At 50.9% G+C, this 25,160-nt stretch carries 24 protein-coding genes; 9 read left to right on the top strand and 15 right to left on the bottom strand.

Going from position 1 to position 25,160, the window contains the following annotated elements:
* Nucleotides 1-428: 428 nt before the first annotated feature.
* Both TH61_RS06135 and TH61_RS06130 read left to right on the top strand, forming a co-directional pair.
* The gene (locus TH61_RS06135) at nucleotides 429-755 is read left to right on the top strand and encodes a hypothetical protein (RefSeq protein ID WP_157600602.1); all 327 of its coding nucleotides are present in this window, start codon (nucleotides 429-431) and stop codon (nucleotides 753-755) included.
* A gap of 140 nt (nucleotides 756-895) precedes the next feature.
* Nucleotides 896-3,319, top strand: a complete 2,424-nt coding sequence (locus TH61_RS06130; protein WP_071887797.1) for a TonB-dependent receptor — start codon at nucleotides 896-898, stop codon at nucleotides 3,317-3,319.
* Between the two features lie 295 nt (nucleotides 3,320-3,614).
* On the opposite strand, the gene TH61_RS06125 is transcribed toward TH61_RS06130, so the two are convergent.
* On the bottom strand, nucleotides 3,615-4,499 hold the full coding sequence (locus TH61_RS06125) for a TraB/GumN family protein (RefSeq protein WP_082780310.1): 885 nt from the start codon (nucleotides 4,497-4,499) through the stop codon (nucleotides 3,615-3,617).
* A gap of 206 nt (nucleotides 4,500-4,705) precedes the next feature.
* Between TH61_RS06125 and TH61_RS06120 the strand changes: the two genes are divergently transcribed.
* Nucleotides 4,706-5,947, top strand: coding sequence for an MFS transporter (locus tag TH61_RS06120; protein WP_066507260.1), 1,242 nt, complete (start codon nucleotides 4,706-4,708; stop codon nucleotides 5,945-5,947).
* Nucleotides 5,948-5,996: 49 nt separating this feature from the next.
* Here the strand turns inward: TH61_RS06120 and TH61_RS06115 are convergent, their stop codons facing one another.
* Nucleotides 5,997-6,785: an energy transducer TonB gene (locus TH61_RS06115; RefSeq protein ID WP_197464107.1), complete on the bottom strand. Its 789-nt coding sequence runs from the start codon at nucleotides 6,783-6,785 to the stop codon at nucleotides 5,997-5,999.
* A 129-nt stretch (nucleotides 6,786-6,914) separates the two neighbouring features.
* Between TH61_RS06115 and TH61_RS06110 the strand changes: the two genes are divergently transcribed.
* Nucleotides 6,915-7,220: a DUF4286 family protein gene (locus tag TH61_RS06110; protein WP_066507255.1), complete on the top strand. Its 306-nt coding sequence runs from the start codon at nucleotides 6,915-6,917 to the stop codon at nucleotides 7,218-7,220.
* 129 nt (nucleotides 7,221-7,349) lie between these two features.
* Here the strand turns inward: TH61_RS06110 and TH61_RS06105 are convergent, their stop codons facing one another.
* Together TH61_RS06105 and TH61_RS06100 are read right to left on the bottom strand one after the other, a co-directional pair.
* A complete protein-coding gene (locus TH61_RS06105; RefSeq protein ID WP_066507252.1) occupies nucleotides 7,350-7,826 on the bottom strand; it encodes a GNAT family N-acetyltransferase in 477 nt (158 codons plus the stop codon).
* A gap of 115 nt (nucleotides 7,827-7,941) precedes the next feature.
* A complete protein-coding gene (locus tag TH61_RS06100; RefSeq protein WP_066507251.1) occupies nucleotides 7,942-10,125 on the bottom strand; it encodes a prolyl oligopeptidase family protein in 2,184 nt (727 codons plus the stop codon).
* A gap of 192 nt (nucleotides 10,126-10,317) precedes the next feature.
* On the opposite strand from TH61_RS06100, the gene TH61_RS18335 reads away from it, so the two are divergent.
* From TH61_RS18335 to TH61_RS06085, 3 genes are all read left to right on the top strand, one after another.
* Nucleotides 10,318-10,821, top strand: a complete 504-nt coding sequence (locus TH61_RS18335; protein WP_066512570.1) for a YciI family protein — start codon at nucleotides 10,318-10,320, stop codon at nucleotides 10,819-10,821.
* 297 nt (nucleotides 10,822-11,118) lie between these two features.
* A complete protein-coding gene (locus tag TH61_RS06090) occupies nucleotides 11,119-13,245 on the top strand; it encodes an IPT/TIG domain-containing protein (protein WP_066507244.1) in 2,127 nt (708 codons plus the stop codon).
* A 147-nt stretch (nucleotides 13,246-13,392) separates the two neighbouring features.
* Nucleotides 13,393-14,760, top strand: a complete 1,368-nt coding sequence (locus TH61_RS06085; protein ID WP_066512568.1) for a deoxyguanosinetriphosphate triphosphohydrolase — start codon at nucleotides 13,393-13,395, stop codon at nucleotides 14,758-14,760.
* 133 nt (nucleotides 14,761-14,893) lie between these two features.
* Here the strand turns inward: TH61_RS06085 and TH61_RS06080 are convergent, their stop codons facing one another.
* The 10 genes from TH61_RS06080 to TH61_RS06035 all read right to left on the bottom strand — a co-directional run bounded on the left by TH61_RS06080 (nucleotide 14,894) and on the right by TH61_RS06035 (nucleotide 22,343).
* Nucleotides 14,894-16,384, bottom strand: coding sequence for a hypothetical protein (locus TH61_RS06080; protein ID WP_157600600.1), 1,491 nt, complete (start codon nucleotides 16,382-16,384; stop codon nucleotides 14,894-14,896).
* Nucleotides 16,385-16,483: 99 nt separating this feature from the next.
* Nucleotides 16,484-17,002, bottom strand: coding sequence for a GNAT family N-acetyltransferase (locus tag TH61_RS06075; protein ID WP_066507240.1), 519 nt, complete (start codon nucleotides 17,000-17,002; stop codon nucleotides 16,484-16,486).
* Nucleotides 17,003-17,118: 116 nt separating this feature from the next.
* Nucleotides 17,119-17,793 carry a DUF2939 domain-containing protein gene (locus TH61_RS06070; RefSeq protein WP_066507237.1) on the bottom strand — a complete coding sequence of 225 codons (675 nt, stop codon included), beginning with the start codon at nucleotides 17,791-17,793 and terminating at the stop codon, nucleotides 17,119-17,121.
* Nucleotides 17,794-17,934: 141 nt separating this feature from the next.
* A complete protein-coding gene (locus TH61_RS06065; protein ID WP_066507235.1) occupies nucleotides 17,935-18,720 on the bottom strand; it encodes a zinc/iron permease in 786 nt (261 codons plus the stop codon).
* Nucleotides 18,721-18,727: 7 nt separating this feature from the next.
* Nucleotides 18,728-19,462: a cyclopropane-fatty-acyl-phospholipid synthase family protein gene (locus TH61_RS06060; protein ID WP_066507233.1), complete on the bottom strand. Its 735-nt coding sequence runs from the start codon at nucleotides 19,460-19,462 to the stop codon at nucleotides 18,728-18,730.
* Nucleotides 19,463-19,532: 70 nt separating this feature from the next.
* A complete protein-coding gene (locus tag TH61_RS06055) occupies nucleotides 19,533-19,802 on the bottom strand; it encodes a heavy metal-binding domain-containing protein (RefSeq protein ID WP_066507231.1) in 270 nt (89 codons plus the stop codon).
* A gap of 88 nt (nucleotides 19,803-19,890) precedes the next feature.
* Entirely contained in the window at nucleotides 19,891-20,181 is a 291-nt protein-coding gene (locus tag TH61_RS06050; protein WP_066507229.1) for a hypothetical protein, read from the bottom strand.
* 48 nt (nucleotides 20,182-20,229) lie between these two features.
* The gene (locus TH61_RS06045) at nucleotides 20,230-20,826 is read right to left on the bottom strand and encodes a hypothetical protein (RefSeq protein ID WP_066512566.1); all 597 of its coding nucleotides are present in this window, start codon (nucleotides 20,824-20,826) and stop codon (nucleotides 20,230-20,232) included.
* Between the two features lie 135 nt (nucleotides 20,827-20,961).
* Nucleotides 20,962-21,819 (bottom strand): carboxylating nicotinate-nucleotide diphosphorylase, encoded by an 858-nt coding sequence (nadC, locus tag TH61_RS06040; RefSeq protein ID WP_066512565.1) that lies wholly within the window; start codon nucleotides 21,817-21,819, stop codon nucleotides 20,962-20,964.
* A gap of 122 nt (nucleotides 21,820-21,941) precedes the next feature.
* A complete protein-coding gene (locus TH61_RS06035; RefSeq protein ID WP_071887796.1) occupies nucleotides 21,942-22,343 on the bottom strand; it encodes a DUF4783 domain-containing protein in 402 nt (133 codons plus the stop codon).
* 140 nt (nucleotides 22,344-22,483) lie between these two features.
* Between TH61_RS06035 and gpmI the strand changes: the two genes are divergently transcribed.
* Both gpmI and TH61_RS06025 read left to right on the top strand, forming a co-directional pair.
* Entirely contained in the window at nucleotides 22,484-24,019 is a 1,536-nt protein-coding gene (gene gpmI / locus TH61_RS06030; protein WP_066512562.1) for a 2,3-bisphosphoglycerate-independent phosphoglycerate mutase, read from the top strand.
* A gap of 119 nt (nucleotides 24,020-24,138) precedes the next feature.
* On the top strand, nucleotides 24,139-24,726 hold the full coding sequence (locus TH61_RS06025; protein WP_157600598.1) for a hypothetical protein: 588 nt from the start codon (nucleotides 24,139-24,141) through the stop codon (nucleotides 24,724-24,726).
* Nucleotides 24,727-24,728: 2 nt separating this feature from the next.
* On the opposite strand, the gene TH61_RS06020 is transcribed toward TH61_RS06025, so the two are convergent.
* Nucleotides 24,729-25,151: a secondary thiamine-phosphate synthase enzyme YjbQ gene (locus TH61_RS06020; RefSeq protein ID WP_066507221.1), complete on the bottom strand. Its 423-nt coding sequence runs from the start codon at nucleotides 25,149-25,151 to the stop codon at nucleotides 24,729-24,731.
* Nucleotides 25,152-25,160 lie beyond the last annotated feature (9 nt).

Below are 25,160 nucleotides of genomic sequence, written 5' to 3'. Positions count from 1 at the left end.
GCTGTACCAGCTTGCCTCTGCTGCATGGTTACTTTCCCGCTTCATGAACCAACTTCGCTCTGTCGTAAACGCTATCCTGTCAGAGGCGGCAACCTGCTTAGGCGACTCGCCGGAAAGACTGGATTGGGTGCCAGTAGTAACAGCCTTTACTTAAAGTAAATTCTCACTTTGAGAGGCGAAGGGGTGTTTACATGAGCAAGTATTCAACTAACAATCAACAATTGACAATCAACAATTGACAATAAGCAGTCAATTATTAGCAATAGTCTTTCGTTTTTGGCTTGTTTTCCAGGAAATAGGTCAAAACTAAATCATGTACGTATCTGTATTTCATTTTAGCATCATGGAATTGGATCCTTTCGGTAGAATAGGGCATTGGTATTGTAAATTGGAAGACGCTGTTATATTTGTGAATTAACTTGTTGTAAGTGCGCGCCTTAAGAAACCTAAGTGCTTATTTGTTGCTCCTACTGTTTATGCGGGTGATGGTGCCTGAAAAGGTGCTGGTGACTTTGCACGCCCACGCGCACACCCAACACAAGGTGCATGATGAGAGCAAGCCGCACTTAGACAACAAGCACACCCACTGTCCTACCGCCGAACTCTTTGACACGCCTTTTCAGCTGTCAGAGCATCTGGTACAATTCCCTTCGCCACTTTTGTTGGTTGACAGGTACCAAGAGGGTTTTGCGTTCATCTGGAAGTTCAGTTACCCGCACACGGCTTCGCCGCGGGGCCCGCCTGCTTTGGTATAATCTAATCTTTCTTGCCTCTCCTGCTTGTCCCATTGACTAGGGCCATAGCGAGGGAGCCGGAGTGTCTGCTTCTTTTATTTGTCAGGCATCTGTAGTTGCGTTACGCAGCTGTTTTCCTCATTTTATACCTTAGATATACCATGTCACTTTATAGATTTTTTCTAGTGGCAGGCCTGTTCCTTGTTTTTAGCAGCGCCTTTGCCCAGACTTCTAATTCCCTTTCGGGCACTATTACAGATGCCAACAACGGTACGGCCTTGATTGGCGCCAGCATCTATTTCCCAGATTTGAAACGCGCCGTCTCTACAGATGCCAATGGCGCCTACACGCTGCAAGATTTGCCCAAGGGCAAGTTCTTGGCGCAGGTGCGGTACGTGGGCTACATTACCCAAGCCAGACCAATTCAGATCAACGGAGCCACTACGCTTAATTTTAAATTGGCCCCTTCTGTGACAGAGCTGCAGGCCGTGGTGGTGACCGGCGTCTCCTCTTCTACAGAGGCTCGCCTGAACCCCGTGCCTACCACCGTGATTGGTCAGGAGCAGTTGAACCGCAACAGCGCCACCAACATCATTGACGCCATTGCCAAAACGCCGGGCGTATCTCAAATTTCTACTGGGGCGGGCATCTCTAAGCCGGTCATCAGGGGCTTGGGCTTTAACCGCATCATCACGCTCAATGACGGCATTAAGCAAGAAGGCCAGCAGTGGGGCGATGAGCACGGCATTGAGATTGACGAGTATTCTGTAGAGCGCGCCGAGGTAGTGAAAGGCCCTGGCAGCTTGATGTACGGCTCTGACGGGATAGCTGGCGTCATCAACTTTTTGACGCCAGATCCTGTGGAGGAAGGCAAAGTCATCGGCTCCATTGCTACCAATTACCAGACTAACAACAACCTCTTGGGCTACTCGGCTTACAACGCGGGAAACCTGAACGGCTTTAACTGGGCGGCACGCCTAAGCCAGAAATTTGCCGGCAACTACCAGAACAAGTATGACGGCAAAGTGCACAACTCGGGTTTCAGGGAGATCAACGCGAACGGCTACGTGGGTCTCAACAAAAGCTGGGGCTACTCGCACTTGGCATTCAGCACATTTAACCAGCAGGTAGGGCTGGTGGAAGGCGAGCGCGATGAGAACGGCACGTTTCTGAAACTGGTGCCGGTGAACGGCGAAGTAGAGGAGCAGCCCGTCACTGAAGAGGATTTGGCCGGCTATGACCTAGACATTCCGCAGCAGCGCATCAACCACTTTAGAGTCGCCTCGCAGAACAACCTCATCTTTAACCAATCCAGGCTGGCGTTCAACTTGGCGTGGCAGCAAAACCTGCGCCGCGAATACGGCAACCCGCTGGATGTAAACGAAGAAGAGATTGCCATGCGCCTGCACACCTTCAACTATGACGTGAAGTATTTTCTGCCGCATGTAGCTAACTGGGAACCTACCATTGGCGTCAACGGCATGTGGCAACAAAACCAGAACGAAGGCGAAGAAGTGCTCATCCCAGAGTACCGCACCTTTGACGCGGGTGTCTTTGCCTTTGCCAAGCGTGAGTTTGGGGCTCTGAACGTGAGCGGTGGCCTTCGGTTTGACCTGCGGCGCGTGAACGGGGACGCCCTGTATGTCACCGAGGAAGATGAATTCACCACCAACCCCGCCGAGGCCGCCGAAACTAAGTTTGACGCATTCAAAACCAACTTCTCCAATGTCTCGGGTAGCATTGGTGCCACGTACAGCTTCAATGAGCAGTTAAGCGTGAAGGGTAACATCTCCCGGGGGTTCAGGGCGCCTAACTTGGCAGAGCTGGCTTCTAACGGAAGGCATGAAGGCACGTTCAGGTATGAGCTCGGGAATCTGGACCTGGACCCAGAAACCAGTTTTCAGCTAGACGCCGGAGTGACTTATGACAGCAAGCACGTGACCTTGGGCCTAAACGGTTTTAGAAACAACATCCAGAACTACATCTTCGCGCAGAAACTGAGCAGCGTGTTGGGTGGTGATTCTTTGTCTGGCGAGGAGGATGATTTGGCGCCCACCTTTAAATATGTGCAAGGCAATGCTTTCATCTATGGCGGCGAGGTGACCATTGACTTCCATCCGCACCCGCTGGACTGGCTGCACTTGGAGAACTCCTTCTCTTGGGTGCGCTCTATCCAGAAAGACGTGCCCGAAGATATGAAATACCTGCCCTTCACGCCGGGCCCAAGGCTAGACACCGAGCTGCAAATCAGTTTCCCGACAGCGGGTAGTCACGTGCGCAACTGGTACGCCAAGGCCGAGCTGGAAAACTACTTCAAGCAAGACCGCGTGTACACCGCTTTTGACACCGAGACGCCTACGCCGGGCTACAGTCTGCTAAACCTGGGCGTGGGTGCCAACCTGACCAATGCAGCGGGTAAGACCTTTGCGTCTCTGTATATTACCGCCAATAACGTGTTGGACAAAGCCTATCAAAGCCATCTAAGCCGCTTGAAATATGCCCCTGTGAATGAGGTGACGGGCAGAACCGGCGTGTACAACATGGGCCGCAATGTCAGCTTTAAACTGGTGGTGCCTTTCGGGTAAGCCGTTTTTGACCTGTTTTGGCGAAACTAAGCCAAAAACGGAACCGCCTCCTTGAAATACTTCAAGGAGGCGGTTCCGTTTTACAGATGACTTTACTGGGTGTTGGATAGTGTGGCCAATTGCTACTTATAATCATCCTTCTCCAAGCCAGGTATTCATCTGCTCACAAATGGGGCATTTTAGTTGGATGACTTAAGCAAGAACAGGAGTAAAAGCAAAGAGGCCAGCTCATGGTGGAGCAGGCCTCTTTGCTTTAGTATAGTAAATATTGTGTCTATAAACGTTGATGTAAATTTTAGTCAAATACAGGCTCCACCTTGTAGCCCTTGGCTTTCAGCATTTCTAACAAGCCATATTCACCCGGTAAATGCGCGGCGCCAACGGCAATAAAAGAAGGGCTTTTCTTCATCTTCTTAATCAATGGATTAAGCCAGCGCTCATTGCGCTCATCTAGTAAAAAGTCTTGGTTGTCAGGGCCGCTTTCTGAGTTGATAAGGGCATACAGGCCATTCAAGTCTTCTTGGTGGTACAGGGTGAGCATTTGTTTCATGAGCTTGCGCTGACGGTCAAACTGCTTTACGCTGTTCAAAAACTGCTGGGTCTGGGTTTCCAGGTTAATCTGGTCGAAAAGGGCAATCTGCTCGGCAGGGGTCTCTAGCGTGTACACAGACTTGTGCCATTTCTTAGCCAGGTCCAACAGCGCCAAGTCATATGACTCTGGGTTGTAGCCTAGCATCTTAGGGTACAACAACATCTGTCCCAAAAAGCCTGGCTTGATGTATCTAAAGAACTGCATGTTGCGCTCTAGGCTGTCATGCACAAACTGGGCCAGCCAGTTGTAGTCTTGCGGGGTCATGAGGCTCTCCAAGGGTTTGGCCATGCGCATGGCGTGCGTCATGCCTCTTGTCAACTCTGGGCTGTCCAGGTCTACCTCAAATACCACCGTCTCGGATTTGATAAGTTTTTGTTTTACCTTACTAGGCAGAGAGAACTGGTCTTTTGGAACAAGGTGAAAGGTACCGAAGACATACGATGTCTTGATTCCTTTGCCGCTTACTTTCCAGAGCAGAGACTGCTTGGCAACGGTAGGTGCGTCAGCCGCCATAACTGGTGAGGACAAACCTAAACCAGTTACTAGCAAGAGAAGCAATGCGAAAGCGGCAGCCTTATACGAGTTCATAGGAGCAAGGTTACAAATTCTTAACAAAAATATAAGATTTTTTTGTCCTGAAGTAAAATCAACCTCACTATTTCGCTCTGGATTATAAATATATTGAAAAAATATAAATATCTGTAAACAAAGTAATTATAGTTTTTTCTGAATATTTAGAGAATGACACCACCTTATTTGAAATTTACAATTAATGTTCCAACATCTATCGTAGCATGAGCACACCTGTTTTGCCCACCACCCATGTAAAATTGCTGAACACGGCAGTGATCGTAGCGGCCCTAGGCTACTTTGTAGACATCTATGACTTGGTTTTATTTAGTATAGTCAGAATTGCCAGTCTAAAGGAGCTAGGTGTTTCCAATCCCGCAGACCTGCTGGATCAAGGCGTGCGTCTTATAAATATGCAAATGGCTGGTATGCTGCTTGGGGGCATCTTTTGGGGGGTGTTAGGAGACAAAAAAGGCCGAATCTCAGTATTGTTTGGGTCTATCTTTTTGTATTCTGCCGCTAACTTGGCCAATGGGTTCGTGACAAACATTGATGCCTATGCCTGGCTGCGGTTTGTAGCCGGAGTAGGCTTAGCCGGCGAATTAGGCGCTGGTATTACCTTGGTCTCTGAGGTGTTACCCAAAGAAAAGCGCGGCTATGGGACCACCATTGTGGCCTCGGTGGGCATTTCAGGGGCTATTCTGGCCGGTATCATTGGCGAGTACTTCCATTGGCGGACCGCTTATTTTGTAGGCGGTGGCTTGGGTCTGCTCTTGTTGCTGTTGCGGATTGGCGTGTTTGAGTCTGGCATGTTTGAGCGGTCCCAGCGCGAAGAAGTAAAGCGCGGCAACTTCCTGAGCCTGTTCACCAACGGGACTAGATTTATGAAATACCTCAAATGCATCTTGATTGGCGTGCCCATCTGGTTTGTGATTGGCGTGCTCATCACCTTCTCCCCAGAGTTTGCCCAAGCCTTGGGCGTGCCAGTGGTTGTCTCGGTGGCCAAGGCCATTGGCTTCTCATACTTCGGGCTGAGTCTGGGAGACGTGGCCAGCGGTCTGCTGAGTCAGCAGATGAAAAGCCGGAAGCGCGTGGTGGTGGTCTTCCTCTTCATGCTGGCAGGTGTCATTGCACTGTACCTATTGGCCACCAATGCCTCTGAGGCCTATTTTTATGGCCTGTGCGTGGCACTTGGTTTCTGCAGTGGTTACTGGGCCGTTTTCGTGACCATCGCCGCTGAGCAGTTTGGCACCAACATTCGCGCCACCGTCACTACCACCGTTCCTAATTTTGTACGGGGCGCCGTCATTCCGCTTACGCTTTCCTTCAGTGCGTTCAAAGAGGAGTTCGGGCTCATACAGACGGCAGGCATCTTGGGCGTCATTGCCTTGAGCATTGCGCTGGTGGCCATCCTCACCTTGTCAGAAAGCTACGGCAAGGAGTTGGATTACTTGGAAGAGCATTGAGGTTTCGTTTTTGGCTTGTTTTGGTGGAAACAGGCCAAAAACGTTATCATTATTCTTTGATGCTAAATTTCACAGGGACAGTGTATTTGGTGGAAACCTTCTCACCGTCTAAACTGGCGGGCTCCCATTTAGGCATTTTTTTAAGGACTCTAGCTACCTCGTCTGCAAACTCCTTATATGAGGCCTTCCTCACATGAACACTCTGCACATCTCCATAGGAGTCAATAATAAACTCGGCCAAAACGTTTCCACCTATGCCTGTCATCAAGGCTAGCTCAGGTACCTGTACTTTTGAGACAATGTACTTATATAAACCTTCTGATCCGCCTTTAAACTTTGCTTCTACTTGATAAGGATAATAGGCTATCTCGGTGCTATCTGCCGCATAACAGTGTCCCTCCTTTAGCTTCCCTTTTTCATACATATCCAGCCGTTTCAAAGCGCCAGAAGGGTAAAATGTTTTTACGGTGCCGTGCAGGGTATCTTGCCAGTAAATAGCCAAGGCTTTTCGTCGGCCGTCTTCAAACCATTTCTCTGTGATGCCATGAACGTTATCTTTGTGGTAGAACTTCTTCTCGCTCATCTGCCCGGTCTTGTACCAGCTGGCAGACATTCCCTCTTTCACAGAATCCATGATGGCGTATGGAATAAAGCTTTCTTTTTCTCCCGACATGTAATAGATGGATTCTGATCCTTTCCCCTTGGCGACTCCCTCCCAATGTTTTACTTTATAGTACGTGGCCCCTTCCTTAGAATATACCCTGATTCTATGTTCATTCAGGTATTCTAAAGAATCTGTTTGAGCAAAAGAAGTAATTATGCATCCAAAAGAAAGCAAGAGAAAGCAAAGCAAGATTCTCATTCAGGCAAGGAGTTATGATTTAAGAAGCTGGGTGAATAACAGAGAGTTTCAAGGCACCTTTCTCTCACTAATTTCTGTTATCAAAGATAAGCACTAATTTTGAGGATGATTCTTTTCAACGAGACCGTGAGTATTGAGAATGCTGTAGCCGAAGAGTGGTTACAGTGGATGCAGGAGACGCATGTACCCGAGGTTATGGCCACCACGTTTTTCATAAAATTCCAGATTGCCAAAGTGATGGAAGACGAAGACAACGGCGGCACTACCTACGCCGTGCAGTACTATGCCCGCCACATGGATGACCTATTGGAATACCACCACGACCATGACAAAACCATGCAGGGCAAAATGCAGGCGAAGTTCCCCGGCAAGTACGCCGCCTTCAGGACGGTGCTGGAAGTAGTGGCCTAGCAGTGAACAGGTAGCAGTAAGAAGTAAACAGTGAGAAAGTGGCCAGATTCGTTTTTGGCCTCTTTTCATGAAAACAGCCCGAAAACACTTGGTGTCGTCTTCGGGCTGTTTTGTTTGAGCGGGTAGTGTTTAGTGCTGTAACAGTTGTTCCTCTGAGAGGTTGCAGTTAATCCATTCGCCGTCCAGGTTGGCGCCAATGCTGCGGTAGAAGTTGATGGCGGGCTCGTTCCAATCCAGTACCTGCCATTTCATGCGCTTGTACTTGCCGGCCTTGGCGGCCTCTACCACCGCGGTGAACAACAACCGGCCAATGCCCTTCCGGCGGTGGCGCTCCGTCACCACAATGTCTTCCAGAAAGAGCATCTTGCCTTTCCAGGTGGAGTAGGCGGTGTAATACAAGGCAATGCCTACAATACCCTCCTCTTCAGAATCGGCTACATAGAACTCAAAGATGGGCTGCTCCCCGAAACCGTCCCGTTGCATGTCTTCCAAGGTGTTGGTTACCTCATTGGGCGCTTTCTCATAGACGGCCAGTTCTACAATTAGTGCGTGCACAGCGGCCAGGTCAGTGGGCGTTCCTTTTCTAATGGAGACGGTAAGGCTCATATGGTTTAAAGGTAAAATCAGGTTAGAATACTAGGAGCAAGATATGGCAAACCGAGCGCAATAAAAAAGGCCGATGTCAAAGGAGCATCGGCCTTTCTGTCTTTAAGGGATTGCCTTACTTCTGGTACGGGTTCACGCCCATGTTCTCATAGACAAAAGACCAGACATCCGCGGCCTCGGCAATTTGAGCGGTGGTGGATTTGCCCGCGCCGTGGCCCGCTTTCACGTCTACCCGTATCAAATAGGGGTTGAAGCCGGCGCCTTCCTCCTGCAAAGTGGCGATGTACTTGAACGAGTGCGCCGGCACCACGCGGTCGTCATGGTCAGCGGTGGTGACCAGGGTGGCCGGATAGTTCACGCCGTCTTTAAGGTTGTGGATAGGCGAGAAGGCCATCAGGTTCTGGAACTGCTTCGCGTCATCTGAGGAGCCGTACTCCGGCACCCAAGCCCAGCCAATGGTAAATTTGTGGAAGCGCAGCATGTCCATCACGCCCACGGCGGGCAAGGCCACTTTGAAGAGTTCGGGGCGCTGGTTAACCACGGCGCCGATGAGCAAGCCCCCGTTAGAGCCACCGGCAATGGCCAGCTTCTGGGAGGAGGTGTATTTCTGGGCAATCAAGTGCTCAGCGGCGGCAATAAAGTCGTCAAACACGTTCTGCTTGTTAGGTGTCATGCCCGCTTTGTGCCAGTCCTCGCCGTACTCGCCGCCGCCCCTAATATTGGCAATGGCCAGCACGCCGCCGTTCTCCAGCCACAGCATGTTACTCACGCTAAAGTAAGGTGTCATTGACGCGTTGAAGCCGCCGTAGGCATACAGGTAGGTGGGATTGTTGCCATCCAGTTTCAGGCCTTTTTTGTGCGTGATGAACATAGGAATCTTGGTGCCGTCCTTGCTGGGGTAGAAGACCTGCCTGGTTTCATAGGCATCCATGTTCACGTCTATCTCGGCTTTCTTGTAGAGTGTGGAGGCGTTGCTGGCCACGTCATACTGGTAGATGGCACTGGGATACGTGAACGAGGTGAAGGTGTAGAAGACGGTCTTGTCGGCTTTCTTGCCACTGAAGCCACTGGCCGTGCCCAAAGTTGGGAGCTTGACGTCATGGAGCCATTTGCCGGCGGTGTCATGCACACGCACCAGCGTGGCCGCGTCCTTCATGTAGTTTAGCACCAATTTGCCGCCCACCAACGCCGCCGAGTTGAGCACGTTGTCGGTTTCTGGGACCAGCGTTTTCCAGTTGGCTTTCTGCGGACGGCTCAGGTCAATCTCAATAAGCTTGTACTTGGGCGCGTCCTGGTTGGTGAGGACAATTAGCTTGTCGCCTATGTTCTCTACCACGCCGTATTCTTTGCCGAAACTCTCTACCAAGGGCACAATCGGGTTGCTGGCTTTGCTCAAATCCTTTACATACAAGGAGTTGTTGCTGGTGCCTTCAGAGGCGGTTAAAATCAGGTATTTCTCATCCTCGGTTGTGCCCGCAAACAAGAGGCGCAAGGGATGTTGTTTAGCTTCCCAGATGAGTTTATCCTGGCTTTGCGGGGTGCCTACTTTGTGGTAGTAGACCTGGTGGTACTCGTTCTTGTTCGCCATCTTGGAGCCTTGTTTGGGCTCTGCGTACCGGCTGTAGAAGAAACCGTCCTGGTGCCAGCTGGTGCCCGAGAACTTAATCCAGTGCAGTTCATCCATCAGTTTCTTGCCCGTGGCCACGTCCAATACATAGCCATCTCGCCAGTCAGAGCCGCCGGTAGAGGTGGTGTAGACCGCGTACCTAGCATCCTTGCTGAAGGCCAGACTCCCTAGAGAAGTAGTACCGTCCGTGGAGAGCTTGTTGGGGTCCAGGAACAGTTCTGGTGTACCGTCCAGGCCTTTCATGCGGTAGAGCACGGCCTGGTTCTGGAGCCCGTCGTTTTTGTAGAAGTAGTAGTAGTCTCCTTCTCTGAAAGGCGCGCCGTATTTGGGGTAGTTCCAGAGCTTGGTGAGGCGTTCCTTGATTTGGTTTCTGAACGGAATCTTCTCCAGGTAGTCAAACGTGACCTGGTTCTGGGCTTTCACCCATTCGGCTACGTCCTGGGCCGTGTCTGCCTCCAGCCAGCGGTAGGGGTCTGGGACCTGGGTGCCGTGGTAGGTGTCAGTATGGGTGATTTTTTTAGTCTGGGGGTACATGGGCAAGGAGTCTAACGTGGGCACTGGGGTGGCTACTGCTTCTGGAGCGGTAGAGGCACCTGACGCGGGTTTATTGCTTTGGCAGCTCACCCCTAACGCAAGGGCGCTGGCCAACAGGAAAGTAGACGAGGTCTTCATAGTAGTGGTGTTTAGGTGAGCCTTGGTTTGTTTCTCCTAAGTTGCACAGCCCTACTGGTAAAGTCAACCCTTTGCTGCAACAGCCGCCGGTGGTTCTTCGGTATACACCTTATGGTGCCGCTGTCAGAAATTCAACAGAAAATCTGTAGTATTGTTCCTTCGCGTATGTCTATCCCAAGTAACTCCTTCTATATGAACAGAATTCTTTACACCTGCCTCTTGGTACTGGCCTGCCTTTTCAACGCACAGGCCCAGACCAAACCCGCCAAAGCCAAAAAAGCACAGGCCAAGCAAGCGGCGGTAAAGCCATCAGATGCGAAGCCCGAGCAAGCTGCCACTCCGGCTAAAGGAGCTGATGCCAAACCCAATGAGGCAAAAGAGCCCGCGGACGGCGAGATGAAAACCTATTACATGGCCATTTTGAAGAAAGGACCTAACCGCAGCCATGACGCCTTAACCGCCGCCCGCATCCAGGACGAGCACATGGCCCACATCAACAAGATGGCCGCCGACGGTAAGCTGACCATGGCCGGCCCCTTTATGGATGATGGTGAGATGCGCGGCATCTTCATCTTCAATGTGAAGACCATGGAAGAAGCCAAAGCCCTGACAGAGGCAGACCCCGCCGTAAAAGCCGGAAGACTGGTCATGGAGTTGCACCCATGGTACAGCATGAAAGGCGCTAAACTGCAGTAAATCCGTTTTTGCCTATTTCTCGGGAAAGAGGCAAAAAACGAAAGACGATATACAATACGGGGAGTTTGGGCAGCGTTATAAGCCCAGAAGTAGTTCCTGTTTTTAGCTTGTTCGAGGCGCCTGTCTATTGTAGACGGGCGCCTCGTTTTTTATAGCTAGGGGGCATTTGGTATTTTTCAATCTAAATGGCGGCATTGCTCGTAAATTCAGGTAGTTTTTGCAGTTCCAACATGCTTGTGTATATTTCTCTGTGCTAGGGCCTTTGAGGTCGCTGTTTACCCGTTTCTACCTGCTTCTATGAAATACATTTCCTCTCCTGTTGCCTCGGAGAACGCCGGGGTTAAAAGACTCTTCCTATTTGTTGGTTTGTGGCTCTTTTCCTTTTCCCAAACGTGGGCGCAAGTAGACAACGCCTCTTTAGTGCCGCTCTCTTTGGAGGAACGCATGAACGCCGCTGATCTGGTCTTGGAAGGAAAGGTCATTGCCCGGAAATCTTTCTGGGATACCCGCCATGAGAATATCTATACCGTCAACCAGGTAGAAGTCTACAAGGTCTTTAAAGGAACTGCTTCGCCCACCACGGTAGAGGTCATCACCGAAGGCGGCCGCGTAGGCCTGAACATGCACGTGTACTCTGCCACGCTGCAACTGCAGACCCAGCAGCAAGGGGTCTTCTTTCTACAAAGCGCTAGCGGCAAAAACTCATCTAAACAGTACAAGGTCTTTGGCTCTATGCAGGGTTTCATCAAGTACAAGGTGGCCAACAAATCTGCGCAAGATCCCTTTGCCCGTTACGCTTCCATTGAACAGGAACTCTACCCGGCCCTCACCAAATTAAGAGGCGCCTCTTTGCGAGTGCTGCGCACCAACCCAGCCTTAGATAGCACCATCAAAACCCCAGAAAGAACCCAGGAACTGCGCCGGGCCATTCCGCAGATTTCAGACTTCACCCCTAAGAGTTTGCGTGCTGGTACTAGTGACATCTTAACCATCACGGGTATCAACTTTGGCGCTACGCGTGGTACGGGCTACGTGGAGTTCCCAGACGCTGACGATGGCGGAAAGAGTTTCATTAAGCCTTTGGACACAGACTACATCAGCTGGAGCAATACCCAGATAAAAGTAAAGGTGCCCACCTACGGCATTGACGGGGGCACAGCGGGCACCGGAAAGTTTAGAGTGGTGAACAGTGACCCCGCCACGGCCACGGCCGCTACAGACCTCTTAATTATCTTTGCCTACTCCAACGTGGGCTATGACGATGATGAGCGCAACCTGCCCTTAAAAAGCTATGGCCCTGAACATATCAACCAAAATGGCCGAGGTGGTTACACGTTTAGATTTGGGGCGAGTTTTGAAGCCAACAAGCCTGCACTGTACGCCTTTAAGCGCTCTATGAACGAATGGTCCTGCGCCACCCTCATTAACTGGGACACGCAGGCGGGCGCCAACATTTCCAGAACGGCAGATGACAACATCAACTCGGTGCGGTTCTCTAACACTTCAGAATTGCCAGCCAACGTGTTGGGTAGAACCATCAGTCGTTACTCGGGTTGTATCATTGGGCAGGATGTGAACTTCTGGGTAGAGGAGATTGACATGGAGTTTGCGCCCAACTTTGTCTGGCAGTACGGCCCAGACCAGCCCACCAATGTGCAGTATGACTTTGAGTCGGTGACGTTGCATGAGTTGGGCCACGCTCATCAATTGAGCCACTTGATCCTGCCCAAGGCCGTGATGCACTATGCCGTAGGCCGCGGGCAGATCTCCAGAACCTTAAACGCCGAAAACGACATTGCCGGCGGTAAATACGTGATGGCTCAGAATGCCTCGCCGCAGTTCTGTGAGGAGCCCATCATGATCCCTAAGCAACAGAGTGCCTGCGCCATTCCGGTAGAGACGGTCATCTTAATGGGTACCTACCAGTCCAACAACACGGTCTTGCTGCGCTGGGAGATTGAGAATGAGCAGAACGTGGTCACCTACGTGGTAGAGCGTAGCGAAGACGGCATTAACTACATAGAGATTGGCCAGGTACCAGCCGCCAGCCGCGGCACCTATGAGTTCATAGACCAGAATCCCTTGCCTACCTTGACGTATTACCGTCTGCGCATTCTTAAAAACAACAACACCACAGAGCTGTCTGAGGTAGCCCAGGTGGCCGGTCCAGAGTTTACCAATTTGATTTCGCCTAACCCCGGCGGCAGCGAGGTCTTCCTCAACTTCAACACTCCCCAGAAGGATGTAGTGACCTTAGAGTTCTTTGACACTATAGGCCGGTTCTATGGAGCAATTTCTGTAGACGTTCTGCCCGAGGTGAAGCGCTACGGCGTACAGCTGCCAGACCTGGTGACGGGGTATTACATCATCAGATGGCGGACCGCCAGCCAGAGTGGTACCTTCAGGTTCTATAAGATTCAATAACGCCTTTGTAAGGATTGAGTAGGAAATCCGTTTTTGGCCTGTTTTGCGCAAAACAGGCCAAAAACGGATTTTTCTTTTATTCTGCTGCCCGTTGTTTTGCACGACATCTTCTGTTGGTGTAGCTTGAGGTTCTTTACAGCCTTTGCCATGCCTACAATGACTTGGGAGCGCCTTATCTCCATGGAGCGCTCAGATACGCCTGCCAATTCTCCTGCCCCAGACAGCTCCGTGCGCGGTGACTTTCAGCGGGACTATGACCGTATTGTGTTTTCCTCGGCGTTCAGGCGCTTGCAGAACAAGACGCAGGTCATGCCCATGCCCGAAAGTGATTTTGTCCACAACCGCCTCACGCACAGTTTAGAGGCGTCTTGCGTGGGTCGCTCATTGGGCAGAACCGTGGGCAAAGTCATCCTAGAAAGGCATCCAGACCTTCCGCAAACACATAAGAACCTGTCAGACGCCGACTTTGGGGATATGGTGGCGGCTGCCTGTCTGGCGCATGACATCGGGAACCCACCCTTCGGGCATTCTGGCGAGGACGCCATTTCTGCTTACTTTAGAAGTGATGAAGCCAAGCCGTTTTTGTTGTCTTTGTCTGAGGCCCAGAAAGCCGATCTGCAGAACTTTGAGGGCAATGCCGCAGGGTTCAGGATACTCACGCACACGCATCCCGGCCAGAGCTCGGGTACCTGCGGCATGCGCTTGACCTACAGCACCCTGGCCACCTTCACCAAATACCCAAGGCCTTCTGACCAGGTGGTGAAGGGCACCCAACGCACCAGTGAGAAGAAGTATGGCTTTTTTCAGGCGGAGCAAGCTCAGTTCTCCAAAATAGCGACCAAGCTGGGCATGCTCCCGGCGGGCAGCAACGCCTTCCACCGCCACCCGCTGGCGTTCTTGGTAGAAGCCGCTGATGACATCTGTTACCGCATCATTGACTTTGAAGATGGCTGCAAGCTAGGGTTGATTCCGTTTGACCAGGCAGAGGAGTTGTTGCAACCTTTGCTCAACCGCGACCCAAACAGAAAGTCTAGCGTGGAGTTTCATGACCAGCATGAACAACTGGGCTTTTGGCGCGCCATCATCATCAGTAACCTCATAAAAGAATGCGCTGATATTTTCTTGGCCCATGAAGAGGAGATTCTGTCCGGCACCTATGACCAACCGATCATCAATGAGGTGAAGCAGAAGGCCGCGCTGGACCAAATTAAGAAGGTGTCTATTGATAGAATCTACCGCAACCGCCCGGTACTGGAAATTGAAGCTGCTGGGTTTGAAGTGTTAGGTGGGTTGCTAGACGCGTTCTTAAAAACGGTATTTCATCCCTCAGCGAGCCGCCATAAAAAGTACCTGGACCTCATCCCCAACCAATACCTGGCGCGCGACCGGCAGATTGTGACAGACGCCTATGAGCGCATCCTCAACATCACTGACTTCATTTCTGGCCTCACAGACAGCGCCGCCATTAGCTTGTATAGAAAGATTAAAGGGATTGAACTGCCTAAGATGTATTAAGGGGATTGCTGATAAAAATTTGTCCACTTAAGATCAAGTAAGACTGTAATATCCAAAACAAGGAGCCCGTTTTCGGTCTGTTTTCTAGAAAACAGACCGAAAACGGGCTCCTACATGCAAAATTGTTTCTCTTCTATTGAAGAGCAGTCTTCATTTTTTCACGGGCGGGGGCTTCTACCTTGGTCCAGTAAGCGTCAAAGCTAGAAGCATTATTACCAGAAGACACATATAGGTCTTTCAAGAGTTGCTTCACCTTAGAGTTAGTGTTACCAGTGGCTACAATAGACTCAATGGTTTTCTGGGCTTCTATCTTATTGGGTGACGCAGCTAAAACTTGTACGTATCGCTCATTGATGCTAGAGTTAAGGCCACGGGTGTATTGATAGGCTTTCGCCATGTATTTGGTAGCAGTTGCTTTGTCGCCTTCTTTGATTAAAATGGCAGCGCATACATTGGCTACTTCTCCTAAAGCATATTCGCGTTTAATTGTCCAATCTGCATTGGTGATTAAGTTGTCTTTGGCTCCGGTGGGCTCGTTTACTTCATTCATAGCCAACTGGTAGGCCTTCCAAGCCAGTTCTTTGGCTTTAGCAGTGTTTTGTCCGGTGTCATGCAGGCTTTGGGCAGCAGCAAGGTATACCTCATACATATTTGGAAATGGGTATTGCTTTAAGATGTTTTCAAATTCCACCCATTTCTGTTTTTTAGCATAGATGCCAGCTGTTGCTGCAACAACGTTAGATACTTCTGGATGAATAGGATAGTCTTTCGCAAAAGCTAAGCCTAGGGCAATTCGCTTATCAGGGTTTTTTTCTTGGTTAAAGAAATCCAGGCGCTCATTCTCTGTTCCAACTTTAGGATCAAGAATCTTAGCCCGTGAGTTATAATCTGCCGCTTTCTCTGGGTTATTTATTACACTGTAAAAATTTGCCATCATACGCAATTCTTTGCCAGATAAACCTTTGTATTGGGTAAAGGCTTCTAACTCTGCAGCAATTCTTTGCTTTCTTTCTTCCCCATCATGCACTGCAGATAAACCGGTTAGTTTAGTCTTGATCACTGCTCTGGCCTGGTGTGGATATTGGGTGACCTCTTGCTCAATCAGTTGTAAACCTTTAGAAGGATCTGGATTTATGCCAACTGTTGGACCCCATTCAATATATGCAGCGGCTAAGCCATGCAATGCATCAGGTACTGGTTGCTTTTTGGCCGTGTGTATAAAGAATGAGTACCCTCTACCCCCATTATTTTCATACACATCCTCTGCCCTGAACTGGATTAGTACCCCATCAATGGTAGCACCTGGGGTAATCCAACCTTGCCAGTTATTGCCTACTTTATGTAGTTTGATTTCTTGCATCCTTGGCACACTGCCATCATATACATACGCTAACGCTGTAATGGCACTAGCCGAAGCCAATACTGTACCTGCAGGGTTGTAGATGATGTTAACCTCTTGTCCCGCTTGCGGGTTTGTGGGTTTAATGGTGAAAGTTGAGTTTTGCGCCTGGGCCCAAGTAGTCACTACAAGGAAGAATACCAGTAGAAGTCTGCTTTTCATAAAGGTTGTTGTGATTGAGGTAGAACTCCGCGCCAGTGGGGGATTTGGCACTAATAGATACAATCAAAAACCTATATTACTATATAGACATTAGAAATGCAAAAAAAATATGCAAAGAAAATTTTGGCTTTATTTTTAAGAAACAGGCTAAAAACGAGAAACTTAGGCGGCCTCCTGCTCTTCTCTTCTAATGGACATGAGGAACGTATCATGCAATTTGCCGTCTTCCATGGACCGTTGTCTGAACATAGTCTCTATGGTGAAGCCTGCACGCTGGTAGGCTTTTACGCCGCCTTCATTGGACTTGGACACCACCAGTATAATCCAATGCAGGTCTTGTTCTGTGAAGCCTTTCTCAATCATCTGCTTGGTCACCTCGGTGCCAATGCCTTTGCCCCAAGACGCTTTGTCCCCAATGAAGATGAAGAACTCGCCGCCGTCGCTGGCCTCAGACATGTTGCTTAAAGCCGCATAGCCCAAGCATTCCTGCGTCTCTGAGTCAATAATGGCCAGGTTCACGCTCTCCGTATCCTCTAGGACTCCCTCAAACCACTCAGTGATCTCTGCCTTAGACGAAAGCCCATGAAACGCCGCCAAAGAGTATTTGATCACTTCTTCGTCATTGATCCACTCCAGAAAGTACGGAAGGTGTTTATCGGCTAGTTGGGAGAGTTCAATCATGCGGCACAGGTGCTAAGAGATGGATAAGGGCGTCCAACATAGAAGGCAGGGCGCTAGAGCAGCGGGGTAAGCTCTACGTATTTCTACGAATATTTTAGTAGAAAGACTGAGATGCCTTAAAACCGTAGTTTAGGCAGTTTGGGTATCTTGATTTGTTGCAGGGAGCCTAGCACGCCCAGTTCTTTTAAAAACGCCCCGGCATTGGGCAGGCCTACTATTTGCCAGTGGTCGCCTTTGTCCAGCATTTGCACTTCTAAGATCAAGGGGTTTTGTTTAGAGGGTACGCGCAGCTCCAGCCCTACCACTGCCAGGGAGTCTTGTTGGTTCACGTAAGCAATGTCCTCTAACTGACTATTCTCCAGCTGGCTTTCACGAAGCACTTTCTCTAAGGGCATGAGGGATTGCACCTGCTCCCATTCCTGCGGACTCATGTTGGCCGGCGGCCCCTGCCCAGCTTTTCCTTCGCGCACGTAGCGCTCCAGTTCTGCCCGAAGCGTTTGCAGCACTTTGTCTTTCTGCGAGGCCATCATCATGCCTATGAACAAGCCGGCCATGGCACGGTCCGTCTCAGACATCTCGGCTAGGCCGGCCTGGGTAGTCTGTTCTAAAAGGCTGGTGGAAGTTCTGGTTATGTCCACGTACTTTTCAATGGCTGCCATATCCCGGGCGTCTACGGCCTTCTTAATCTGGTAGAGGGAGTACTCCGGGCCTTGCACGTATCGGTCATAAAACCAATATCCGCCCGCGGCTAGCAGAACCAAGACAAGAATCCAGAGCAAAGGCTTTTTCATAGGGTGTTTAGGTAAGGATGCGTGAAAAAGGTTAGCAGTAGTGCTCAAGCGTAAATCAACCCCAACATATAACTAGAGCTAAGGTAACAACGCCAGAAATCCGTTTTTAGCCTCTTTTCTGGGAATCAGCCCAAAAACGACTTACAGCAAGCCTGCGCCAATGGCCAAGGAGGCCCCGGCAATGGTAGCGATGAGTTTGCCGCGGTTGAACCGGTGCTCAGGGCTGCTCTCAAACAGGATGGTGGTAGAAATGTGCAAGAAATTCCCTACTACCAGGCCAGAGAGAACCGTGAAGACTTCGCCGGTCAAGAGTTGCTCCAGCGCTACATAATTGCTGAACAAAAGACCCAGCGGCGAGGCAATGGCAAACAGGAAAAGGTAGGCCAACGCTTTCTTGAAGTTGTGCAACCGGTCCACCAGCACAGACATTAACGCAATGGCCGCCGGAATATGGTGCAACGCAATACCTGCCAGAATGTGGTAGAAGTTGTCCCCTACGGCTGCGTGTGAGTGTAAATGAGAATGAGCCTGTTGCGCGGCCATCCTGGACTGGATAAGCACGCTGCCTTCCAGGAATGAATGGATGATTAGAGACACCAGCAAGAGTACCGGCACCGCCCCTATGCCGTGACTATGGCCGTGGGCATGCGAGTGCGCGTGAATGTGTCCGTGCTCTACGCCATGCGAGAAGACCTCCAGGATCAACTGCAGAAAGAAACCGGCCAGAATGTAAAAGCCCACGCGGTGCGGGTCCTGGGTGCTAAGCAACACGTCTGGCAGAATATGCAGAATGGTGAGCGCAAACAGATAGGCCCCGCTAAAGGCCAGCAGAATCTTAAGCCAGCGCTGGTTGCCCTGTGGCAGAAACTTGACCAGCCAACCCGCCAGCATGACGGTAAAAAACAGAATAGAGACAGCTACCAACATGAGGTCATTACTTTTTCAGCACGAAAATCATGCGTTCACTTTTTACAGGGTCAAAAGGCCCTAAATGGTAATCCCCGAAGACTTCGGCTAGGCGCAGCTGGCACATCTGGAAGTATTCTATAAACTCCTCATAGCGCAGCGCCCGCACCCGTTCCTGGTAATGAAAGTCCTGGCCCTTGTCTTGGAAAGAGATGGTCTTGATGATGAAGCCCATCTCTACGCGCCGGGTAATGTCAAAGGTGATGCCGTCCACTTCTTTGGTCTCATGGAGCACCAGCCGGTCAATGACGCGTTGGGTGTTCATGAAGTCAATGATGAGCTTTCCGCCGGGCTTGATGGACGCCGTAGTAGCGCGCAAGGCCACTACGTTCTCATAGTCCTCCTGAAAATACCCGAAGCTGGTGAACAGGTTGAAGATAAAGTCAAAGTGGTCTGGCCGGAAGATGTTGCGCATGTCATGCACGTAAAAATGCAGACGCTCATTCTCAGACTGCTGGGCCACGGCAATGCTCTGCTCAGAGAGGTCAATGCCGGTCACGTCATACCCTTTCTGATTTAAGTAGATGGCATGCCTTCCCCGTCCGCAGGCCAAATCCAGCAATTTGCAGGTGGCTTTGGGGTGCAGGTGCTCCAGCAGGTTGTCCATGAACCGCTGGGCCTCATGGGCGTCTCGGTTCTTGTACAAAATGTGGTAATACGGCGAATCAAACCAAGTACTAAACCAATCTGAGGGTACTTCCATGCGTGCTGCCAAAAGGGTGAAACCTGTTTGCCAAGCGGCCTTCGCCTAGCCTGGGTCAACAGGAGTGTGATTACTGTGCGGTGTAGGCTGGGTTCTTGGTCAGGTCCATTTTGCACACGGGGCACTTGCCGGGCTCCATGCTGGCGCTACCCTTACATTCCATAGGGCAGATATACGCCATTTGCGTGGTAGTGGTGGCCGTGCTGTCTGCCGGAACCTCAGCTTTTGTAGTGGAAGTAGCTTCTGTAGAAGTCTTCTCCTCTTTGGTAGCGGTTGTGTCGCAGGCACTTACAGAGACCATGGCTATCGCCAGGGCCCAAGCTAGAAATGATCTTCTCATATAAATAAGTTATACAGCAAATACCCGTTTTTGGCCTGTTTTACAGAAAACAAGCCAAAAACGGGTATTCTATGAACGTGAGTAAGCCTTAGTTGTGGTTTTCTACGGCTTCTTTCTTCTTGGTTTCTTCGTGTGCTGGCGTGCCTTGGGTCTTGGTGTCAATGTCAGTGGCATGCTCATCATGGTTCACCTGCACGTCTTGGCGGTGCTTGGCGGCGTCATCTTCGCTGTCAATGTTTGACGTGTTGTTGCGTGTTCCCGGAGGAACGGTGTCTGTTGATACTTTGGCGCCTGGACGTAGGTCAGACGGTTCGCTGCTGCAAGAAGCCAGGGCAAGAGCGCCTGCCACGGCAATTACGGAAAGAATGTTCTTTATCATCGGTTGAGAAGTAATTAGGATCTATCTAAAGGTTGTAGGTATACACGCTTACGCGGGCAGAAGGTTTTTACGCTTGAGCAAAGAGTCCATCAGCTTAAGGTCATTGGCACTGTTGAAAATCTTGTGCGGCAACAATAAGAAGATGGGAACGGTAAAGGTACGGGCCAACCATCCTTTGAAACCGCCCGGCAACTGGTCTGCGTTGGGCTGCTTCAGCCACAGCATATAAGAATCCTTCTGGTTGGCGGCCTTCTCAATCATGTCCCAGTTAATGTTCATGCCTTCGCGCTCGTTCAGTTTCAACAACACCTGGCGCTGGTCAATCTCATAGTTCACGCGCTGGAACAAGGGGTTGCTCTGTTCCATCTGGGTCACGCCCATCACCTGCGCCGAACGCAGAAGCACAAAGATAACCGTTGCCAACACGGCAGCGGCTACCCACCACCAGGAGAACGCAAACGCGGCCGGCAAAGAGAACAGCACCAGGGGAATAAGGGCCCGCCACCATTCTTTCTTCCAGACCTGGCCCATAGCCATCTTGGCGTAGTCGTTCTTGTCTAACTGGTACTTCTTTGTTTTGATGGCTAATGGATTAGAAGCTCCCTGCGCCTGTCTATATCCTCCTCTTTGATTAGGTTGCTGCATAATGTTGGTAAAGGTAATGGGACGCAAGATACAAGACACAAGATGTAAGACTTTCTTAGTGTTCTGTGATTCTTCCGTCTAAAGTAAATTATTGTTTTGTTGTCTTATGTCTTGCGTCTTAAATCTTGTGTCTGACTAAAACGCTTTCAAGCTCAGGTCCAGGCTTCTATTTGAGTGCGTAAGCGCGCCCACAGAGATAAAGTCTACTCCCGTCTCAGCCACGGCCCTGATGGTTTTCTCCGTGATGCCGCCCGAGGCCTCTACCTCAAACCGGCCGCCTATCAACTCTACGGCTTCTTTCAGTTTCTCTACGGGGAAGTTGTCCAGCATGATTCTATGGATGCCGCCTACTTCCAGTGCCTGGCGTACTTCGTCAATGTTTCTGGTTTCTACTTCAATCTTAAGGTCTTTGCCCAGTTTTTTTAAGTAAGCGTGCGTGGCTTCTATGGCGGGCTTGATGCCGCCGGCGTAGTCCACATGGTTGTCTTTGAGCATTATCATGTCAAACAGCCCAAACCGGTGGTTGGTGCCGCCGCCAATTAAAACCGCCCACTTCTCCATCATCCTGAAGTTGGGCGTGGTTTTGCGGGTGTCCAGTAAACGGGCGCCGGTGCCTTCAATCAGTCTGACAATGCTATTCGTGTAAGTGGCAATGCCACTCATGCGCTGCATGCAGTTCAAGACCAAACGTTCGGCCGTTAGAATAGACTGGGCTTTGCCGTGTACGGTCAAGGCTACGTCACCAAATTTGATAGGCGTGCCGTCTTGCAAAAGCACTTCTACGCGTAGGGTTGGGTCCACTTGCTTGAAAATAGCCACGGCTAACTCTACCCCCGCCAAGATGCCTTCATCCTTCACCAAAAGCTTGGCCTGGTTAGTGGCAGCCGCTGGGATAGCCGCTAAAGAGGAGTGGTCCCCATCGGCTACGTCTTCCTGCAGGGCCTGCCGGATAAACGCCTGTATGCTTTCTTCTGTTAGGTACGGAGCTTTCACGGGTGCAAAAATAAAAAAAGGCACCGAACAATCGGTGCCTTTTCAAACTATCGCTGTAAACAGCCGGTATATTTTTAATTTATCTAAGAATCTTACGCCTTGTGACTTAGAACGCAGGTCTCTTACTTGAATTCTATGGTGTCAATCTTGTAGGCGTCACCGTACTTCTTCATGCGTACCAGCACCGTGTAACGGCCGCCTTTGTGGGCATATTTACCAATGGCGTAGCGCTGTCCGTCCTCAGAACCGCCTTGGTGCTCAAAATCAAAGCTCAGCGGGGCGTTCTTGCTGAAAAAGTTGCGCAACACCATCTCTGCCTGGCTTTGGCTATAGCTGGCGTTGTCACCGTCAATGCTCACCTGTACTTTGGTGTTCAGGTATTGAGCCAAGCTGCGCGAAGAGCCCGACTTGATGGCGGACTTCACACCGGCCACCACATCTGACTGAGCGGCCACTTGTCCGGCGCCTACCAGCATCCCCAACATCACCACCACCATTGCCAGCACTCGTTTCATATTTTTCATCGCTTCTAGTCTCCAGTTTACAGGTAGGTAGCCAAAACTATGCCAAACACCACCAAGATTGGATGTTACAAAGATACATGAAATCTATAGAAACAGATAGGAAGCCACGCTTTTTCACCTAGGTCTTGTATCTTTACATCATGAGCAAGAAGGTACTTTTAATGATTCTGGACGGATGGGGATTGGGCACCGACCCAACCGTGTCTGCCATTGCGCACGCCCACACGCCCTTTATAGATTCAATGTTTGAGCGTTTTCCGCATGCCCGCCTGGAGGCGTCCGGAGAGGCCGTGGGCCTGCCCGAAGGCCAGATGGGAAACTCTGAAGTGGGCCACATGAACCTGGGCGCCGGCCGCGTGGTGTACCAGGACTTGGTGCGCATCAACGTAGCCATCAGAGAGAAGACCCTTGGCCAGAACCCTGTCTTGCAGGATGCCTTCACCTACGCCCGTGAGAATGGCAAGCCCGTGCATTTGATTGGATTGGTCTCTGAAGGCGGCGTGCACTCGCATATCAACCATTTGAAAGGCCTTTGCTCTCTTGCCCATGAACAAGGTTTGTCAGATGTCTTCATCCATGCCTTCACCGATGGCCGGGACACCGACCCCAAAGGCGGCCTGGACTATTTGACTGATTTACAAAACCACTTAGATAAAAGTACTGGTAAAATCGCCTCCATCATTGGCCGCTACTACGCCATGGACCGCGACAACCGCTGGGAGCGCGTGAAGTTGGCCTATGACCTGATGGTGCACGGCAACGGAAGGGCCTCTGTGAACTGGCGCGAAGCCGTACAGGAGTCCTATGACAATGCCGTGACCGATGAGTTCCTGCAGCCCATTGTGTGCCTGAATGAGAACGGCGAGGCCATGGCTAAAATCAAAGAAGGCGACGTGGTGATTTGCTTTAACTTCAGGACGGACCGCGGCCGCGAGATTACCCAGGCCCTCACCCAGCGCGAGTTCCCGGAGCAGGACATGTACCCCTTGTCCTTGCGCTACTACACGCTCACCAACTATGACGATACCTTTGTGGGTGTTCAGGCCATCTTTGACAAAGACAACCTTGCCAATACTCTGGGCGAAGTCCTAGAGCACGCCGGTAAAACCCAGATACGCATAGCCGAAACGGAGAAATACCCGCACGTGACCTTCTTCTTCTCGGGTGGCCGCGAGCTGCCGTTCAACGGGGAGAAACGCCTCATGTGCCCTTCACCCAAGGTGGCTACTTATGACCTGCAGCCTGAGATGAGTGCCTTTGACATAAGGGACGCCATTGTACCAGAGATTAATGCTGAGAGCGCTGATTTTATCTGCCTTAACTTTGCCAACCCAGACATGGTAGGCCACACGGGCGTATTTGAAGCGGCCATCAAAGCCGTGGAGACCGTTGACCAATGCGCACAAGCCGTAGTGACTGCCGCCTTGGCCCATGGCTACGCCAGCATCATCATCGCGGACCATGGCAACGCCGACATCATGCGCAACCCAGACGGCACGCCTAACACAGCGCACACCACCAACCTGGTGCCGTTCATCCTGGCTGACGAAGCCTACAAAGGCGAACTCTTGGACGGGAAGCTGGGCGACATTGCCCCCACCATCTTGGCGCTCATGGGCCTGCAAGCCCCCGCCGACATGACGGGCACGTCTCTGCTCACGCCGCATTTAGTCTAAAGCATCTTACCCACACCGGAACGCGTATTTCTGTTTTTGGCCTCTTTCCCAGAAAAGAGGCCAAAAACAGAAATCTTGTTTCACGGAGCATTCAGCCTTTATCTTTTATTCCTACCTCTATGAGGAAATCCTCTCTTCTGCTTGGCCTTGCTGTTTCTTTGTCCATGGTTTCTTGCCAGGACCAGCCCATGCCCAAAGCCGCGCGCTCTACGGGCCAGGCGTTTGACTTGGTCGGGTTTCTGGACCGAGAAGCTCAGGCTTTAAGCCAAAGCAATGCCAAGGTAAAGAAGACAGTGCTGGAGGACGGGCAGGTGAAAGAGACCAAGGTGCTGCAAAGCATAGACTGGCCGCAAGAGTTAGGCACCTTCGCCGATGCAGACCTGAACAAGCCCGCCTTGCTTGGGCTCTTTGCGATTGAGAAGACCACCAACGCCCAAGGCCAGCAGGTGCACCACTACACCGCCAAAGAAGACGCAGACGCCATCGTCAAGGAAGCTACTTATGTTTTAGACGAGCAGGGGCGATTGGTGCAGTTTAAGGCCACCATGCTCCAGAAGAATTTCCTGTTCACTACGCACAAGCAATTGGTGGTAAAGGCCCAGCCTGGAGCCACACCGGCATTGCAAGCCTACAGCCTGGATGAGTCACAGACGCTGCTGTTCTCCAACTCTGAGCGTTACGGGGTGCAGGGTGAGATAGTGCGCTAGAATTACTGTCCCTGCAAGGTCACTACCACTGTTCTCTTGCCGCCGTGGTCCCGGTGCTCACACAGGTAAACGCCTTGCCAAGTGCCTAAGGCCAGACGGCCGTTGGTGATGGGAATGGTGACAGAGGAACCCAGTAAAGCGGCTTTGATGTGCGCGGGCATGTCATCGGGTCCTTCTAAGGTGTGCCGATAATACGGCGCGTTTTCGGGCACCATCTTATTGAAATGCTGTTCAAAGTCATGCCGCACGGTAGGGTCTGCGTTCTCATTGATGCAAAGCCCCGCCGAGGTGTGCTGAATGAACACATGCGCCAAACCTATGTCAAAATCCTCAAGTTCGGGAAGCTGCGCCTCCAGCAGGTCGGTGATGAGATGAAAGCCGCGCTTAACGGCCGGGAGCCTAATGGATTTCTGAAACCACTTCATGGGTAGGGA

Origin of the sequence: Rufibacter sp. DG15C (assembly GCF_001577755.1) — a bacterium.
Taxonomy (GTDB): Bacteria; Bacteroidota; Bacteroidia; order Cytophagales; family Hymenobacteraceae; genus Nibribacter.
The sequence above is the reverse complement of the archived record's forward strand: the minus strand, read 5'-3'. Positions and strand labels throughout refer to the sequence as shown.